We start from the raw sequence: 14,810 nt of genomic DNA, 5'->3' as shown, positions 1-14,810 counted from the left end.
ACCTACTTCAGGACTGTTGCCAGTCAATCGGGATCATGAGGCACGCCCGCTAATTGCTTAACGCCTGGATGTAGTTGCTTCACCTAGGCAGAGTCTCGCCACAAATGGGATAACGGTTTCAGAACACAGCTCCTGCGCCCCTCCCTTGGAGTATCTTATTTCCCCCCATCCCCCCATCCCCTCCCTCTCCTCATCTCCCCATCTCCCCATCCCTCTATCTCCCGCTCTCCCCTACCCCCCATCTCCCCTCACTGGCGGCAAATTCTCCAGCAGCACCTTATCCACCCGCCTGCCATCCATATCCACCACCTCGAACCGCAGCCCTTCCCACTCAAAAAAGTCGCCAGTGCTGGGAATGCGCCCCATGTGCCGGATGATAAAGCCCGCCAGGGTGTGGTAATTGTCCTCGTCTTCGGTGAGCTGCTCGCGGTTGAGCAGGTCTTTGAGGTCGTCTACGGGCAGCAGGCCGTCGAGCAGCCAGGAGCCGTCGTCACGCTGCATCATCATCGGGTCATCCGCATCTTCCAGCGAGGGCAGGTCGCCAACGATGGCTTCTACCACATCGTTGAGGGTGACGAGCCCTTCGACGCCGCCGTACTCGTCGAGCACCATGGCAAAGTGGGTGCCCGACGACTTAAACAGCTCTAGCACCTTGAGCACGTAGGTACTCTCGGCTACGAACAGGGGCGGTTGCAGCAGGCTGAGCAGGGTGACGGGTTCGCTGTTCTGGCTCAGGTAGTTGGGCAGCAGCGCCTTCAGGGAGACCACCCCGACGCAGTCGTCAATGCTGTTGTTGCAGACCGGAAAGTGGGAGTGGGCGCTCTGCATGACCAGCTCGCTGTGCTCGGCAAAGGAGGCGTCTACATTCAGCCACTCAATGTCGGTGCGCGGGGTCATGATCGAGCGAATCGGGCGATCGCCCAGCTGTAGAACCCGCCCCATCATCTCCTGCTCGGCTACCTCAAAGGTGCCAGCCTCAGTGCCCTGGTCGATCAGCAGGCGCAGTTCTTCTTCGGTAATGGCGGCTTCGGGCCGTTCTTTGAGGCCCATGAGGTTGACCAGAAAACTACTGGAAGCCCCCAGCAGGATCACCAGCGGGGTCGCCAGCCGCGAGAGCCGCTGCATGGGCCGCGCCACCTGGCGGGCGATCGCCTCTGGGTAGCTGAGGGCAATGCGCTTGGGCACCAGTTCGCCCACCACCAGAGACAAATAGGTGATCAGCCCGACCACCACTGCCAGGCTGAGCACATTGCTGTAGGGAGCCAGGGCAGGCACCCGCTCTAGCCCCTGGCGCAGACTGTCGGCTACGGTGGCCCCGCCCAGAGCGCCGCTGAGAATGCCAATCAGGGTGATGCCAATCTGCACCGTGGAGAGAAAGTCGTTGGGGTTGTTGGCCAGCTTGAGGGCCAGCCGCGCCTTGGCGTTGCCCTGTCGGGCCTGGTGCTCTAGGCGGGCCTTACGGGCGGACACCAGGGCAATTTCTGACCCCGAAAATACCCCATTTGCCAGGATTAGCAGCAAGATCAGCGCACTTTTGAGAGCAATGTCAGACATAGGTGGGGGTAGCAGGGGTAGATCGGCCAGGCGCTAGGCTAAAGCGCCTGGCAAGGAGCAGGGGCAAGACCGGAGATGACCGCAGAGCGCTTTAGCGAGTTTATCTGGTTTATCCGTATGTTATTGAACGGCATATCTGCCAGCTATGGTAAAACGAATAAGCCGCCTGGCCCCCGATCGGTTTTCTACTCGGTTTTTTGTTCGGTTTTCTGTCCGATTTTCTGTGCCGCTGTGCTGACGTTTACCCGCGTACTGCCCCCCGATGACGCCGCTGCGGTGGCGGCAACCCTGTCGCTGACGGCGGGCGATCGCGCCAAGTCGCGGCACCGCTTTACCGCCGACGATGGCACCCCCCTCTACCTCAACCTGGCGCGGGGCACGGTGCTGCGCGGCGGCGATCTGCTGGGGGGCGACGGGGAGGGCGATCGCGGCGGAGAGTCCGCCGTCCTCATTCGCGTGGTGGCTAAGCCCGAACCCGTGGTGGTGGTCACCGCAGCCTCCGGCTTTGATCTCCTGCGGGCGGCCTACCACCTGGGCAATCGCCACGTGTCGCTCCAGCTCGCCGCCGACAGCCTGCGGCTGGAGCCCGATCCGGTGCTCGAAGCGATGCTGGTTCAGCTGGGCGGGTTAACCCTAACCCCGGCCACCCTGCCCTTTGAACCCGAGGCCGGGGCCTATCGCACCGGGGGGCACGGCCATATCCACGGCCACATTCACGGTCACACCCATGACCACAACTAGCGCCCAGGCGCTGCTGCGGCTGCTGCAGCTGACCAGCCCCGCCCTGCCGGTGGGGGCCTACAGCTACTCCGAAGGGCTGGAGACGCTGGTGGAGCAGAGCACTGTGACGACCCCGGCCGCGCTGACCGCATGGCTTGAGCAGGAGCTAGCCTACGGGCTGGTGGCCATCGATGGAGCGGCGGTGGGGCTGGTTCACCACAGGGCCAAGCAGGCGGGGTTGGGCAGCCCCGGTGGAGTTCCTGAATTAGCATGGCTGGCTGGCTTCAACCAGCAGCTGTCTGCCCTGCGCGACAGCGAGGAAACCCGCCAGCAGAGCTGGGCCACGGGGCGGGCACTGGTGCGCATGGCCGCCCACCTGCACCCCGATCTCAAGCCCTGGTTTAGCGCGGCGGGCAGCCCCTGCAATTTTGCCGTTGCCTTTGCCCTGGTGGCCGCCCGCTGGGAGATCGACCGGCGATCGGTGGTACTGGGCTATCTGCACAGCTGGGCGGCCAACCTGATTACCAGCGCCGTGAAGCTCATCCCCCTGGGGCAGACGGTGGGGCAGCAGACGCTGCTGGGGCTGTACCCGGTGCTGGAGGAAACCTGCGATCGCGGTCTCGCCGTCCAAACCCTCGACGAGCTGGCCCTCAGCAGCTGGGGCGCAGCCCTGGCCACGATGCAGCACGAAACCCTCTACACCCGCCTCTTTCGCAGCTAAAGCCCCGGGGCTGGCTGCGGCCAAATCCAGCCAGCAAAACGGGTGGGCAATTTGGCTGGTTTTGGTCAATCTTTCCCAACCCTCCGCCCCGGCGGTAGAGTTAGCTTGACCCATTACTCAAAGGTGGTCGGATGGCAAGTCTTAAGGTGGTGCTGACGGGGGTGTTGCTGGGCGCGCTGTCGGCCTGTGCTGCCCAGTCTCCGGCCCATAGCCCCGCTGCCCGCCTCTCAGCTCAGCAGCGGTTTGGCGATCGCCCTGGCGTTACGGTGCTGACCGCTGAACTCGATGCTCCAGCCCAGGGGCAAACGCTCTACGTGCCGGTCTACTCCGAAATTTTCGACTCCGACCAGGAGCGGGCCTTCCAGCTCACGGCAACCCTCAGCCTGCGCAATACCGATCGCAGCCAGCCCATCGTCATCGATACGGTGGATTACTACAACTCCGGGGGCGATCGCGTCTTCAGCTACCTGGATCAGCCGATTCAGCTTGGCCCCCTGGCGTCCACCGAAGTCGTGGTCGATCGCACGAATGTAGCCGGCGGGGCGGGGGCTAACTTCATCGTCCAGTGGCAGGCCAAGGCCCCGGTCAGCGATCCGGTGGTCGAGGCGGTGATGATTAGCACCGCCTCCCAGCAGGGCATGTCGTTTGTCAGCCCCGGGCGCGTCATCGATGAGCTGCGGCCCTAGGGGGACATCGCTGCCCCCAGCCAGAGCCGATGCACTGGAGGCCGCGCATCGGCTAGTTCTCCAGGGTCAGATCGCGCACCAGGTAGAGGGGCAGGGCGGGCTGGCTGAGCCCTGCCACGTAGCTCTGATCGAGATACTGGCGATAGCCGTCTTCCCCGGCCAGATAGACCTTAAAGAAAGCGACGCCCATGGCTTTGACATAGCCCTGCGCCGTCCTGGGGCTGGGGCCGATCGCCTCGGCGGGCACGGGCACGGCGCCCTCCTCGCCATTGGGCTGCTCGGCAATGGTGGAAAAGTGGGTGCCGTTTTCGATCAGCAGCAGATAGCGCTCCGCCGTCTTGAGCCAGGTAAAGGGGCGAATTTGCTCGGCGATCGCTGGTGTCACCGTATCGGCGCTGCCGGAGACGATCATCAGCGGCACCGCGATGTTGGCCATACCGGCCTGGCCAAAGACGGCGCTGTCAAGGGGGTTGACCGCGATCGCCGCCTGGATGCGCCTGTCCTGCAATGTTGGCAGCGGCTGGGGCAGCTTCAGCACCGAGCACTGCAACAGCAGCGACAGATCGAGCTGGCTGGAGAGCTGCGGCGGGCAGTTCTGCCCCAGGGTGGTTAGGTCAACGGTAGCCCCCGCCAGGGCCAGGCTCGTGTACGCCCCAAAAGACTGCCCAAAAATGCCAGTGCGCTCTAAATCGACGCGACTGCCGATAGCCGGATCCTGGGCGGCGGTTTCCAACTCATCTAGCACCTCCTGAATTGAGGTGGCCCGACGCACCATCTCCTCTGGCTCAATGACGTCGTTAGATTGACCCGCCAGCAGGGCCTCAATCTGATCGGCGTTGCTGCCGGGGTGCTCTACCACCGCCACCGCCAAACCGTGGGAGGCCAAATGCTCGGCCAGGTAGGCAAAGGAGGTGCGATCGCCCCCCAAGCCGTGGGAAATAACCACTAGCGGCGCCTTCTGCCCTTCGGCTAGCCCCTCAGGTAAATAGAGATCGGTGGGCAGGGTGAGCTGATCGAGCACCCGCTTTTGCCAGCGGTAAGGTCCTGGGGCGGCGGGGTTTCCCGCCGCTGCGACCCCGCCCTCTGGCCCTGGAGCGGCAGCGGCCTGCTGACGAATTTGGGCCACCGCCTGCTGAGTTTGGTTAATGGTGCTCACCACCTGCTGGGCAATGGAGGAAAGCTGCTGCAAATCAACCCTTGCCTCCACCGTAGGGAAATGCTTGAGGATGTTGAGCAGGTTAAAGCCGCCGTCGGTGTCAGCCGCCGCTAAGATCAGCGCCCCGCGAATGGCTCGCGCCCCGTTTAGCCGCCCCGCCGTCTGCACCACCTCACCCAAGCTCTGGAGGATGGCTTCACCCTGCGGCGTGTAGAGAAACTGGGAAACCGTCACCACATCGATATCGGCGCTGAGGGTCAGCCCTTCGCGAAACTGCTCGAGCTGCTTGGGGCTAAAGTAGCGGCTAAACCCTTTTAGCTCGTTGCTGAGTTTGCCGGTGCGGGCGTAGGTTTCTAAATCGGCGACGGCAACGGATCGCTCCAGGGGGCCATAGTTGATCAAGATTCGGTCGGTGCTCCAGCCCGGCAGGGCCAGCCAGAGAGACTGCAATAGAGCGGCCCCCAGCAGCAGGGCCATGTATTTCAATCGGCGGGTTGTCCAAAATTTAATGGCCATAGAAAAACCTGGGGCTGGCTCCAAAAAAACGTAACTGGTCGGAAACAATCGGGCCGCTGGCAACCTGGACTACTGGGCGATCGCCGCCAGTTCTGGCTGCTTCAAGAGGCGTCCATCTTCCATATACACAATGCGATCGGCAATGTCGAGAATGCGGTTGTCGTGGGTTACCAGTAGGATAGTGCATCCCTGCTGCTTGGCCAGATCGTGCATGATATCGACCACGTCGCGGCCCGATTTTTTATCGAGGGCGGCGGTGGGCTCATCGGCCAGCACAATTTTAGGGCGGCTGACCAGGGCGCGGGCGATCGCCACCCGCTGCTTTTGGCCCCCCGACAGATCCGCCGGGTAGTAATTTACCCTTTCTTCTAACCCGACCTGGGCCAGCATCTCAGCAGCGCGGCGATGGCGTTCGGGCTTGGCTAAATTGCCTTGTACCTCTAGCCCCATCTGCACATTTTCTAAAGCAGTCAAACTGCCGTGTAAATTGTGGGCCTGAAAAATATAGCCATTGTTGCGCCGGGCCTTGACCAGGTCATTTTCGCTGGCCCCGGTGATCTCATGGCCCACCACCTTGAGGCTGCCCGTCTGCGCCGATCGCAGGCCGCCAATCAGAGTCAGCAGGGTGGTTTTGCCCGAACCCGATGGCCCGGTCATAATCACAATCTCCCCCGCCGAAATCTCCAGGTTGATGTCGAACAACACCTGCTTTTGCAGGTTGCCAGAGCCAAAGGAGTGGTTGAGCTGATGAACAACAATGGAATGGTTTTGAGTCATGGCTACAGGATTAGGAGAGGGCGTTTTGAATCTTGAATTTTAAACAGCGGATCCAGCTGTAGGGTGGGCAGTTTTGAGCCGTAGGGTGGGCACTGCCCACCAGCATTAAATTCATTGATTTACATAGGCTCTGCGGCCTGCGGCAATCCAAAATTGCCAATCTAAAATCCAAAATTTAGAAAATATCTGCCGGGTCGGCGGCCTGAAGACGGCGCGTGGCGATCGCCCCCGAAGCCCCACACATAACAAAGGTCAACGCCAGCACCGTAATGGCTCGGCTCACGGGCATAGCCAGGGGCAGCGCCGTGGCCGCCGCCGTCAGTTGATAGGCTCCCAGGGCAATCACCAAACCGGGTACAAACCCCAGCACCGACAGCACGATCGCCTCCTCAACCACAATGCCCAGCAGGTAGGAGTTACGGAAGCCCATGGCCCGGAAAGTGGCGTACTCGCCCAGGTGACTGTTTACATCCGTCGAAAGCACCTGGTAGACAATCACCACACCAACAATGAACCCCATCGCCGACCCCAGGCCAAACACAAAGCCAATCGGCGACTCAGACTGGATGTCGTTGAGTTCAAAATCGACATAGCCATCTTTGGTCAACACCTGCACATCGTCGGGCAGGCGGGCGGCTAGCTCCGCTCTGACCTGTTCGGGGTCGGCTCCCGGCTCCAGGTTAATCAGTCCCAGGCTGACGGCTCCAGCCTCTCGCTTGGGAAACAGCCGCAAAAAGTTCTGGTCGCTGGTGATCAACGCGCCATCTTCGGAAAAGGACGCGCCCACTTCGAACAGCCCAGCCACTTCTACGGTGCGCAAGCCTATTTCGCTGGTCACCCGCTCACCCTGTTTAAATTGCTCAATCATCTCGTCATAACTGCCCCGCGAGGCCTGGTCGAATAAGACACGGTCGGGCAGCTGAATGGCATCGAGCTTCGCGTTCACATCGGGCAGGTTAAAGGCAGGCTGACTGGGGTTTTGGCCAATCAACAGCATCGAGGTTTGTTTGCGAGTCTGGGGATTGCGCCAATTGACAGAACCCAGGTACAGGGGCTCCGCAGAGGCGACACCAGGTATGTCCTGAGCCTGTAAAAATCGCCGTCGGGCAAAGGTGCGCAGCTGCCCAAAGTTCTTTGCCTGGGTGCTGATAATGACTAGATCCGATTGCAGAGCGCGGGGATACTGGGTATTGCTTTTGTAGAGGGCATCGGCAAACCCCAGCTGCATAAAGATTAAAATGTCGGCGAAGGTGATGCCCGCGATCGCGGTCAGCAGCCGCATGCGGTCATGGTTGAGCTGTTTCAGGCCGAGGGGGGTGCGATCGCCCAGCGTTTTGAGGGTTTTGATCAGGCCAAGCATGGCGGTGGCTCCTGAACCGATTTTGGGTTGGCGATTTTGGATTTTGGACGTGTGGCGTCTCTAAAAGGGAAACTTTGACCTTTGTTAGTTATCCGGACTGGTTCCACTAACGCACAGCGTCTTTGAAGGAGAGATTTTGAACTGGCGATTGAGCGAGAATTATTTGGTTTCAATCGTGGCAGTGACCTGTAGATTCGTGAGCCCCGCCACCGTTTGACTGGCGGCCTGATCCAGGTCGATGAACACCTCAATCACCTTGGCATCGATGTTGGCGGCGGGGTCTTCGTTGACCACCTGCTGCTGCTGTACCTGGAGGCCAATGCGATCGACGGTGCCCTGGATGGCTTCAGGAAATACGGTGGAGGTAATCTCGGCGGGTTGGCCCACCGCCACCTGATTGATGTCGCTCTGGTAGACTTCGGCCACCACCTGCATTTGCTGGGTCTGACCCAGGGTGGCGATGCCTTCGTCGGCAATTTTTTCGCCGGGGCGGGTGTGAATTTTGAGAATTTGCCCAGCCTGGGGCGATCGCACTGTCGCCTGGGCCAGATTGGCCTCGGCTTCGGCTACGGCGGCGATCGCGGACTCCACCTCGGCTGCCGCCGCCGCCACATCCACAGGCCGCACCTCGGCGATTTGATCCAGCGTGGCGCGGGCCTGCTCAATCTGCCTACGGCTGGTGGTCTGAATCCGATCCAGGGAGGCCTGGGCCTCTTGAAGCTGGCGCTGGGCCGTGGTGTAGGTGAGCTGCCTGGCATCGCGCTCCGAGGCTGAAACCCCGCCCCGCTGATACAGCGATGCGTAGCGCTCGTACTCCACACGGGCATTTTCGACTTCGGCTTCCAGGCGCGCGACCGCCGCCCGCTGGCCGCTGACATCCCCCGCCTGAGCCGCTTCTAGTCGAGCGATTTCGGCCCGCTGGGCGGCAATTTCTCCCGATTTGGCTCCGGCCTTGACCTGAGCCAGCTGGGTGCGAGCAATCTGCACCTGCTCTTTAGCCTGCTGAAGTGCCGCCTGGAGGCGATCGCGGTTGTCCAAAATGGCGATCGCCTGTCCGGCCTCCACGCGATCGCCCTCCTTAACCAGCAGCTGATCTACCCGGCTTTCCTGGGAAGCCGTCGGCGCGATTAGGTCAATCGTTTCGCCCTCGGGTTCTAGCCGCCCCAGAGCCGTCACCGTTGCGATCGCCGGGGGCACCGTTTCGACCTCAGCCTGCTGGGCAACCTGCCCCTGCCAGATCTTCCAGGCTGCGCCTCCTCCCAACCCCAAGACCACAACACCAGCCAGTAACGGCCACCGACGAGACGAATTGGCCAGTCCGGCCCGATGGCTCAGAGCACCTAAATTCATGAACACTCTCCCAGCAAAAAGAAAAGCTCTATCAGCAATCATACTAAACCGTTCGGTATTGTCAACTAAACGGTTTAGTAAAGTCCGGTGATAGGCCAGAGTTAGGCAGCCTTGTTATGCTGCAAACAACCTTTGCGGAGCTCCCCAGCGTGAATGCTTCAGATCAGCCCAGGCCCTTTCACCCATCCAGCGGCGACCCGACGAATAAGGCCGGGATGATCCTGGCGGGTGCCCTGGAGGTCTTTACGACCAATGGCTATTCAGCGGCCAGCATGGATCGGATTGCCACGGTGGCAGGGGTCTCTAAATCCACCTTGTACACCTACTTTCACGACAAGGAAGGGCTATTTATCGCGCTGATTCAATGGCTCACCCAAAACACCAATCAGATCATCTTCAATTTGCGTGCGGATCTTGACCTGCAAACGCCTCCCGATCGGGTGCTCCGCCAGATTGCAAACTCAGCGCTCACCGACTTTGCTGACAATAAATCGCTGCAAGCCTTGATGCGATTGATGATTGCCGAGTCTGAGAAATTTCCAGAGTTGGCCAAAACCTTCATTCGCACCGTCGAAAAGCCTTTGCTAGAACAGCTCACCCTGTACCTGGCCTCTCAAGCTCAGCTAAATTTGCCCGATGCGGAGGTCTCCGCACGGATTTTTGTCGGTTCTTTACTGCACTATCTGATCATTCAAAATGTCCTGCACGGCAGCGATATTCTGCCGCTACAGCAAGAACGGATGATTGATGGTTTAATCCACATGATGTTGGCTGCCAAGGACAATTCTGGAAACGAAGCTACCTCCAGGTAAGGGCGCAGCGCCTGCCCCTTGAAAGGAATCAACCTCCTCGGATATTTTCGTCGTCAGAATTGCCATAACTCGTTGCCATCCTGCCTGAACCTCTCCATCCTCTAGCCCATTCCCCCGCTATGGCCACTATCCACCCCTCCGCTGACTTTCGCTCCGACACCGTCACCTGGCCCACCCCCGCCATGGTCGAGGCCATGGCCACTGCCGAGGTGGGCGATGATGTCTACGGCGAAGACCCCACCGTCAATGAACTGGAGTCCTTAGCCGCCAGCCTGCTGGGTAAAGCAGCCGGGCTGTTTGTCACCAGCGGCACCCAGGGCAATTTGATCGCCGCTCTCACCCATGCCCAGCGCGGCGACGAAGCCATTCTTGGCGAAGATGCCCACACTTTTTGCTGGGAGGCGGGCGGCATTGCCGTGCTGGGCAGCATTACCACTCGCCCGCTGCCCACCGACAGCCGGGGCCGTATGGATGTGGATCGGATTAAAGCTTCCCTCCGCGTTGACAACCCCCATCTGCCCCACAGCCGCCTGATTCTGCTGGAGAACAGCTCCGGCGGCAACAACGGCGCGGCGATCGAACCCAGCTACTTTGAATCCATTGGCGCGTTGGCGAAGCAACACGACCTTGCCGTTCATCTGGACGGGGCGCGGCTGTTCAACGCCGCCACCGCCCTGCGGCTCGACCCAACTATGATCACAGCCCATGTTGACTCGGTCAGCGTCTGCCTGAGCAAGGGGCTGTGCGCCCCGGTCGGCTCCGTGCTGGTGGGCAGCGAGGCGTTTATTCACCAGGCCCGCCGCCACCGCAAGCTGCTCGGCGGCGGCATGCGCCAGGCCGGGGTGCTGGCGGCGGCGGGCATTATTGCCCTCAAAACCATGAGCCAGCGCTTGCAAATCGATCACGACAACGCCCAGACCCTGGCCCAGGGGCTAGCCACCATTCCCGGCATTGCCATCGATCCCAGCGTCGTAGAAACCAACATGGTGTTTTTTGACCTGGCACCGGAAGTCGCGATCGCCCCTGAGGAACTGATTAAAGCACTGCGCACCGACTACGGGCTGTATATGGGCGGCTACGGCGATCGCACCCTGCGCGCCGTCACCCACTACTGGATTGAGCAGCCCCAGGTAGAGCGCCTGGTCGAGGCTATCCGCACTATCCTCACAGGGGCGGCGTGAGGGGATGAGGGGATGGGGAAATGGGGGGATGAGGGGATGGGGGGATGAGGGGATGCCTTTGAACTTTGCCTTTTGAATTTTGAATTCCCCACCCTCCCCACCCTCCCCACCCTCCCCACCCTCCCCACATTCCCCCCCTCCCCACCTCCCCCATTCCCCCCTAACCCATTGCGCTGCTCCCCAGACCTGGCTACACTTAGCCCAGCAATCTGACCCCATCTTCCCAGCTTTTATGGAATGGCATGTGACCGATGCCCACAGCCTGCGAGTTATTGACTCCGAAATTGGCGACCACAGTTTTTCGCCGTCGGAGTACGAAATCGTGCGCCGGGTAATTTACGCCACCGCCGACTTCGACTTTAAAGACCAGATTCATTTTTCTGACCAGGCGCTACAGTCTGGGGCCGCAGCCCTGGCGGCCCGCACCACCATTATTGTGGATGTGCCCATGGTGCAGGTGGGCATTACCCCCGGCATTCAGCAAACCTTCGCCAACCCGGTGTATTGCAGCATGGATGCCCTGACTCGGCCTCAAAAGGGCAAAAGCCAGGCCTCTTGGGGCGTGGAAACCCTGGCCCAGCGCTACCCCGAAGGCATTTTTGTGATCGGTGCTTCCGAAGCAGCTCTGACTACCCTGGTGGATTTAATTGATGCCGAGAAGGTGCGCCCGGCTCTAGTGGTGGCCACCCCAGCCGGGTTTGTCGACACCGCCGTCATTAAAGACCGCCTGCAAGATACCATGGTGCCCCACGTCAGCATTAAAGGCCGCAAGGGTAGCGCCGTGGTGGCGGCAGCCATTGTCAACGGGCTGGTCGATCTGGCCTGGCAGGCCTACGGTAAGGAGAATCCCTAGCGGGCCGCCGCCGCGCACGTCCTGAGGACGTGCCGTCAATTTTGGCCAAAACCCTGCTGGCCAAAGCCTTGCCGCACCCGACTCAAAAGCCAGGCTGAGGGCCGCAGCAGTTGGCGTTTAGGCCCTCTGCCGCTAGGGGATGACAGCCCCTAGCAGTCGCGGTTTTCGATACTGCCGTCGGGCATGGTGGTGTTGCAAAACAGCACCATACTGCGGTTGACGCCGCGCAGGTTGGCGCCTTTGAGGTTGGCCCCGTTCAGATTGGCGCTGCCCAGAATAACGCTGAGCATTACCGCTCCGCTGAGGTCGGCGTCGGACAGATTGGCGTCGGACAGGTTGGCCTGGGTCATTTCGACATTGGAGAGATCAGCCCCCGAGAGGTTGGCGTTGGGCAGGTTGGCCCCATTCATCTGAGCGCCAGTCAGGCTGGCACCGCTGAGGTTGGCCCCTTCCATTTCGGTGAGCATGAGGTTGGCATGGCCCAGGTCAGCACCAACCAGGTTGGCTCCAGTGAGGACGGCAATTTTAAGGTTGGCTCCGTTCAGGTCGGCGTGGCTGAGGTCGGCCTCGTTGAGAATGCACACCTGGCACTTTTTAGTGTCGAGCAGCTTTTGCACATCGTCGGGGATGGCGGCTGCGGCGGTGGCCAAGCCTGAACTCCAAAACATCAGAACGAGTGCCAGCATGGCCAGTAGGCGTTTCATAGTCTGCAAAAATCCTGTAGGGCGGGTCATGGGTATTCTCCCATTCAATGGGGTAAGCCGAGTAGCCCCACCAGGGGAGGCGATCGCTACCGCTGCCAGGCCATTTGCCCCAGCCAAAACTGCTCGGGCCGGGGGTTGCGGCGGCAGGGAGGCCAGTGGCTCAGCGCCTCGGCACTGAGGTGGGGGGGCGGCACCGGCAGGTCTTGGGCCAGGCACAGGTGGGCGATCGCGCGGCTAAATTCTGCCTCGTGGCCGTTAGCCCCGGCCACGCTATGGGCCAGCTCGTGGGCCACCAGCCTGGGCCAGTCAGCGGGCACAATCCGGCCCGGATCAACCATCAGGGTGGTGGAAAAGGCGATCTTCGGGGTCGTGCTGCAAAATCCGTCTACCCCCGCCTGGGGCGCAATGGGGGCGGCAAAAATCTGCACCCTGGGCTGCTGGGCCAGCTCAAAACAGGTCAGCAGGTCGCTCAAAATACGGTTCAGCTGCCGGTTGACCTGGTGAATGTGGTGCCCAATCCATGTCAGCGCCTCCCCCGGCGGGTCGGCAATGTGGTCGAGGCTAACCCAGCTGGGCTGCACGGCCAAATCTCGCAACATGCCCAAATACTGCGTCGCCCGCACCGCGATATCAGCCCCCAGATCTGGAGCCTGCTGCCAATGGTCGGCCCTCAGATGGGCATTCTGATCGGAGGCTGAAGCAGAGGTGCGATCGCAGGTCATGGGTCAAATGCTGGGGAAACCGTTACCGTAGGCAAAATTTTCCCACAGTATCTAGCAATTGGTCAGCAACGAACACTTTGCCAGGGCTATTTTCGATAGTGTAAAGATAGCTTTATGGTTGCGATCGAACGCTCCTCAGGATCTTTGACCCAGACTCAAAACCAAATTAAACGGCGAAATTGTCTCTATTAGCCTTTCAAAGCACAACTTTTTCCTCAGCCAACGGTTCAAAGTTATATATTTAATAAAGAACGTTTGGTAAAAAGCAGCACTCCTCGTCAAAATTCATGGTTGCCATACAGCATTTCAGCATCCTCAGTCAGCGCCCTCGCACCGGGGAGGCTGAAATGCTGAGAGAAATTTTTGCCGCCATTGATGCCACCAGCTGCCCCTATACCTACAACTTTCACATGCACACCGCCTGCTCCGACGGCAAGCTCACCCCCGCCGGACTAATGGAGCAGGTGGTCGACATTGGCCTCAGCGCCTTTGCCATTACCGATCACCACACGGTCAGGGGCTACCACCAGGCCAAAGCCTGGCTAGAAGACTGGCAGTGGCGCAACCCCACCTCCCTGCGCAGTCGCCCGGGGGGCAAGGGCAGCGCGGTACCCCGGTTGTTTACCGGCGTAGAGATCACCGCCATTTTGGCCGAAACCGAAGTACACATTTTGGGCTACGGCTTTGCGCCCGGCCACGATGCGATCGAGCCTTACCTGCGGGGCTATGCGCCTCGGGGCGACGCCAAGCTGGCGGCGGCGGTCATCCCTGCCATCCAGGCTGCTGGGGGCATTGCCGTGCTGGCGCACCCGGCCCGCTACCGGGTGTCGGCCAAGACGCTAATTCCCGTTGCCGCCGCCCTCGGTATTGACGGCGCTGAAACCTACTACGCCTACGCCAACCCCGAAGACTGGACCCCCTGCCCCCGCCACACGCCGACGGTAAAGCAGCTGGCCCAAGACTTTGGTTTGCTGACCACCTGCGGCACCGACACCCACGGCCCCAGCCTGCTACGGCGGCTGTAGAACGCAAAGAAAATTGCCGCTACCGCCGAAACACGAACAAATTGCCCGTGGCCCCGCGCCCAAACCGCAGATCTTCATCCAGGTATGAGGTAATCCACAGAGCCTCCTGGCGAAGAAACTCGAGTATTGGCACCGTAACCTGGGGCAGGTTGAGCCCGGTAATGCCCAGCAGGCGAGTCGCCTGCACGCTGATAGCACCGAAGCTGACGCGGGCGCTTTCGCCTTCTTCGAAGGGCTGCCAAGTGCCCTGGATGGTGGCGGTCAGTTCACCCAAAAGCGGCAGCGAGAGCACCGCGCCATTTTCGGTGCCAATTCCAGCACCCACAGCTGTGGGGTCAGTCAATCGCTGCCAAACTCGCTTAATGCCCACCGGCAGGGGAAGCTGGCGGCCCAGGCGGCGGGTAACCACTGTGCCCCGCGAGGCGTAGACCAGAGCCCAGGAGCCCAGCAGCATGGGCCAGTGCTCGGGCCGCAGGGGGCGGTCGATGGGGTTTAGGGCTTCTAATTCACAGATAATTTGATCGATCGCGGGGTGCTCGGCGGGCAGAATGGCATCCTCGGGTTCTAGGGTTTCGATCTGCTGGAGCAGCTGGGTTTTAAGCTGAAGGCGGCGATTGTGAACGGGAGTCATTGCGGTAGAAAAATGAAGGGAAGGGCCTGATTGGGCCTAAAG

15 protein-coding genes are annotated in these 14,810 nt (G+C 60.7%); 7 read left to right on the top strand and 8 right to left on the bottom strand.

Annotated features, from left to right (window positions below):
• Window positions 1-231 precede the first annotated feature (231 nt).
• Complete coding sequence (locus LEPTO7104_RS0131075; protein ID WP_017302471.1) at window positions 232-1,554, bottom strand: hemolysin family protein; 1,323 nt, start codon at window positions 1,552-1,554, stop codon at window positions 232-234.
• 231 nt (window positions 1,555-1,785) lie between these two features.
• Between LEPTO7104_RS0131075 and ureE the strand changes: the two genes are divergently transcribed.
• The 3 genes from ureE to LEPTO7104_RS36415 all read left to right on the top strand — a co-directional run bounded on the left by ureE (window position 1,786) and on the right by LEPTO7104_RS36415 (window position 3,681).
• Window positions 1,786-2,295, top strand: a complete 510-nt coding sequence (ureE, locus tag LEPTO7104_RS0131070) for an urease accessory protein UreE (protein WP_026073239.1) — start codon at window positions 1,786-1,788, stop codon at window positions 2,293-2,295.
• Window positions 2,282-2,995, top strand: coding sequence for an urease accessory protein UreF (locus tag LEPTO7104_RS0131065; protein ID WP_017302469.1), 714 nt, complete (start codon window positions 2,282-2,284; stop codon window positions 2,993-2,995). The genes ureE and LEPTO7104_RS0131065 overlap by 14 nt, the downstream gene beginning before the upstream one ends.
• A gap of 131 nt (window positions 2,996-3,126) precedes the next feature.
• Window positions 3,127-3,681, top strand: coding sequence for a DUF3124 domain-containing protein (locus LEPTO7104_RS36415; RefSeq protein ID WP_017302468.1), 555 nt, complete (start codon window positions 3,127-3,129; stop codon window positions 3,679-3,681).
• Between the two features lie 52 nt (window positions 3,682-3,733).
• On the opposite strand, the gene LEPTO7104_RS0131055 is transcribed toward LEPTO7104_RS36415, so the two are convergent.
• The 4 genes from LEPTO7104_RS0131055 to LEPTO7104_RS0131040 all read right to left on the bottom strand — a co-directional run bounded on the left by LEPTO7104_RS0131055 (window position 3,734) and on the right by LEPTO7104_RS0131040 (window position 8,840).
• Window positions 3,734-5,353 carry an alpha/beta hydrolase gene (locus LEPTO7104_RS0131055; protein ID WP_083887227.1) on the bottom strand — a complete coding sequence of 540 codons (1,620 nt, stop codon included), beginning with the start codon at window positions 5,351-5,353 and terminating at the stop codon, window positions 3,734-3,736.
• Between the two features lie 69 nt (window positions 5,354-5,422).
• The gene (locus LEPTO7104_RS0131050; RefSeq protein ID WP_017302466.1) at window positions 5,423-6,130 is read right to left on the bottom strand and encodes a DevA family ABC transporter ATP-binding protein; all 708 of its coding nucleotides are present in this window, start codon (window positions 6,128-6,130) and stop codon (window positions 5,423-5,425) included.
• 175 nt (window positions 6,131-6,305) lie between these two features.
• A complete protein-coding gene (gene devC, locus LEPTO7104_RS0131045) occupies window positions 6,306-7,490 on the bottom strand; it encodes an ABC transporter permease DevC (RefSeq protein ID WP_017302465.1) in 1,185 nt (394 codons plus the stop codon).
• A 159-nt stretch (window positions 7,491-7,649) separates the two neighbouring features.
• Window positions 7,650-8,840, bottom strand: coding sequence for an HlyD family efflux transporter periplasmic adaptor subunit (locus LEPTO7104_RS0131040; protein WP_026073236.1), 1,191 nt, complete (start codon window positions 8,838-8,840; stop codon window positions 7,650-7,652).
• A 116-nt stretch (window positions 8,841-8,956) separates the two neighbouring features.
• Between LEPTO7104_RS0131040 and LEPTO7104_RS0131035 the strand changes: the two genes are divergently transcribed.
• The 3 genes from LEPTO7104_RS0131035 to LEPTO7104_RS0131025 all read left to right on the top strand — a co-directional run bounded on the left by LEPTO7104_RS0131035 (window position 8,957) and on the right by LEPTO7104_RS0131025 (window position 11,686).
• The gene (locus LEPTO7104_RS0131035; protein WP_017302463.1) at window positions 8,957-9,652 is read left to right on the top strand and encodes a TetR/AcrR family transcriptional regulator; all 696 of its coding nucleotides are present in this window, start codon (window positions 8,957-8,959) and stop codon (window positions 9,650-9,652) included.
• A 119-nt stretch (window positions 9,653-9,771) separates the two neighbouring features.
• Window positions 9,772-10,833, top strand: coding sequence for a low-specificity L-threonine aldolase (gene ltaE, locus LEPTO7104_RS0131030; RefSeq protein WP_017302462.1), 1,062 nt, complete (start codon window positions 9,772-9,774; stop codon window positions 10,831-10,833).
• Between the two features lie 232 nt (window positions 10,834-11,065).
• The gene (locus tag LEPTO7104_RS0131025; protein WP_017302461.1) at window positions 11,066-11,686 is read left to right on the top strand and encodes a precorrin-8X methylmutase; all 621 of its coding nucleotides are present in this window, start codon (window positions 11,066-11,068) and stop codon (window positions 11,684-11,686) included.
• A 149-nt stretch (window positions 11,687-11,835) separates the two neighbouring features.
• Here LEPTO7104_RS0131025 and LEPTO7104_RS0131020 read toward each other — a convergent pair whose 3' ends face one another.
• Entirely contained in the window at window positions 11,836-12,420 is a 585-nt protein-coding gene (locus LEPTO7104_RS0131020) for a pentapeptide repeat-containing protein (protein WP_225887127.1), read from the bottom strand.
• Between the two features lie 56 nt (window positions 12,421-12,476).
• The gene (locus LEPTO7104_RS36410; protein ID WP_017302459.1) at window positions 12,477-13,112 is read right to left on the bottom strand and encodes a hypothetical protein; all 636 of its coding nucleotides are present in this window, start codon (window positions 13,110-13,112) and stop codon (window positions 12,477-12,479) included.
• 287 nt (window positions 13,113-13,399) lie between these two features.
• Here LEPTO7104_RS36410 and LEPTO7104_RS0131010 point away from each other — a divergent pair, with 287 nt between their 5' ends.
• Window positions 13,400-14,137 carry a PHP domain-containing protein gene (locus LEPTO7104_RS0131010; protein ID WP_017302458.1) on the top strand — a complete coding sequence of 246 codons (738 nt, stop codon included), beginning with the start codon at window positions 13,400-13,402 and terminating at the stop codon, window positions 14,135-14,137.
• A gap of 19 nt (window positions 14,138-14,156) precedes the next feature.
• Here the strand turns inward: LEPTO7104_RS0131010 and LEPTO7104_RS0131005 are convergent, their stop codons facing one another.
• Window positions 14,157-14,768 (bottom strand): PAP/fibrillin family protein, encoded by a 612-nt coding sequence (locus LEPTO7104_RS0131005; RefSeq protein ID WP_017302457.1) that lies wholly within the window; start codon window positions 14,766-14,768, stop codon window positions 14,157-14,159.
• Window positions 14,769-14,810 lie beyond the last annotated feature (42 nt).

It is taken from the genome of Nodosilinea nodulosa PCC 7104 (assembly GCF_000309385.1).
In the GTDB taxonomy this organism is placed as follows: domain Bacteria; phylum Cyanobacteriota; class Cyanobacteriia; order Phormidesmidales; family Phormidesmidaceae; genus Nodosilinea; species Nodosilinea nodulosa.
The sequence above is the reverse complement of the archived record's forward strand: the minus strand, read 5'-3'. Positions and strand labels throughout refer to the sequence as shown.

Excerpts from the sequence above, each read along its gene's own strand:
- devC (WP_017302465.1), bottom strand. The coding sequence starts at position 7,490 with ATGCTTGGCCTGATCAAAACCCTCAAAACGCTGGGCGATCGCACCCCC.
- LEPTO7104_RS0131050 (WP_017302466.1), bottom strand. The coding sequence starts at position 6,130 with ATGACTCAAAACCATTCCATTGTTGTTCATCAGCTCAACCACTCCTTT.
- ltaE (WP_017302462.1), top strand. The coding sequence starts at position 9,772 with ATGGCCACTATCCACCCCTCCGCTGACTTTCGCTCCGACACCGTCACC.
- LEPTO7104_RS0131075 (WP_017302471.1), bottom strand. The coding sequence starts at position 1,554 with ATGTCTGACATTGCTCTCAAAAGTGCGCTGATCTTGCTGCTAATCCTG.
- LEPTO7104_RS0131055 (WP_083887227.1), bottom strand. The coding sequence starts at position 5,353 with ATGGCCATTAAATTTTGGACAACCCGCCGATTGAAATACATGGCCCTG.
- LEPTO7104_RS0131035 (WP_017302463.1), top strand. The coding sequence starts at position 8,957 with ATGCTGCAAACAACCTTTGCGGAGCTCCCCAGCGTGAATGCTTCAGAT.
- LEPTO7104_RS0131020 (WP_225887127.1), bottom strand. The coding sequence starts at position 12,420 with ATGACCCGCCCTACAGGATTTTTGCAGACTATGAAACGCCTACTGGCC.
- LEPTO7104_RS36415 (WP_017302468.1), top strand. The coding sequence starts at position 3,127 with ATGGCAAGTCTTAAGGTGGTGCTGACGGGGGTGTTGCTGGGCGCGCTG.
- LEPTO7104_RS36410 (WP_017302459.1), bottom strand. The coding sequence starts at position 13,112 with ATGACCTGCGATCGCACCTCTGCTTCAGCCTCCGATCAGAATGCCCAT.
- LEPTO7104_RS0131025 (WP_017302461.1), top strand. The coding sequence starts at position 11,066 with ATGGAATGGCATGTGACCGATGCCCACAGCCTGCGAGTTATTGACTCC.
- LEPTO7104_RS0131010 (WP_017302458.1), top strand. The coding sequence starts at position 13,400 with ATGGTTGCCATACAGCATTTCAGCATCCTCAGTCAGCGCCCTCGCACC.
- LEPTO7104_RS0131065 (WP_017302469.1), top strand. The coding sequence starts at position 2,282 with ATGACCACAACTAGCGCCCAGGCGCTGCTGCGGCTGCTGCAGCTGACC.
- LEPTO7104_RS0131005 (WP_017302457.1), bottom strand. The coding sequence starts at position 14,768 with ATGACTCCCGTTCACAATCGCCGCCTTCAGCTTAAAACCCAGCTGCTC.
- LEPTO7104_RS0131040 (WP_026073236.1), bottom strand. The coding sequence starts at position 8,840 with ATGAATTTAGGTGCTCTGAGCCATCGGGCCGGACTGGCCAATTCGTCT.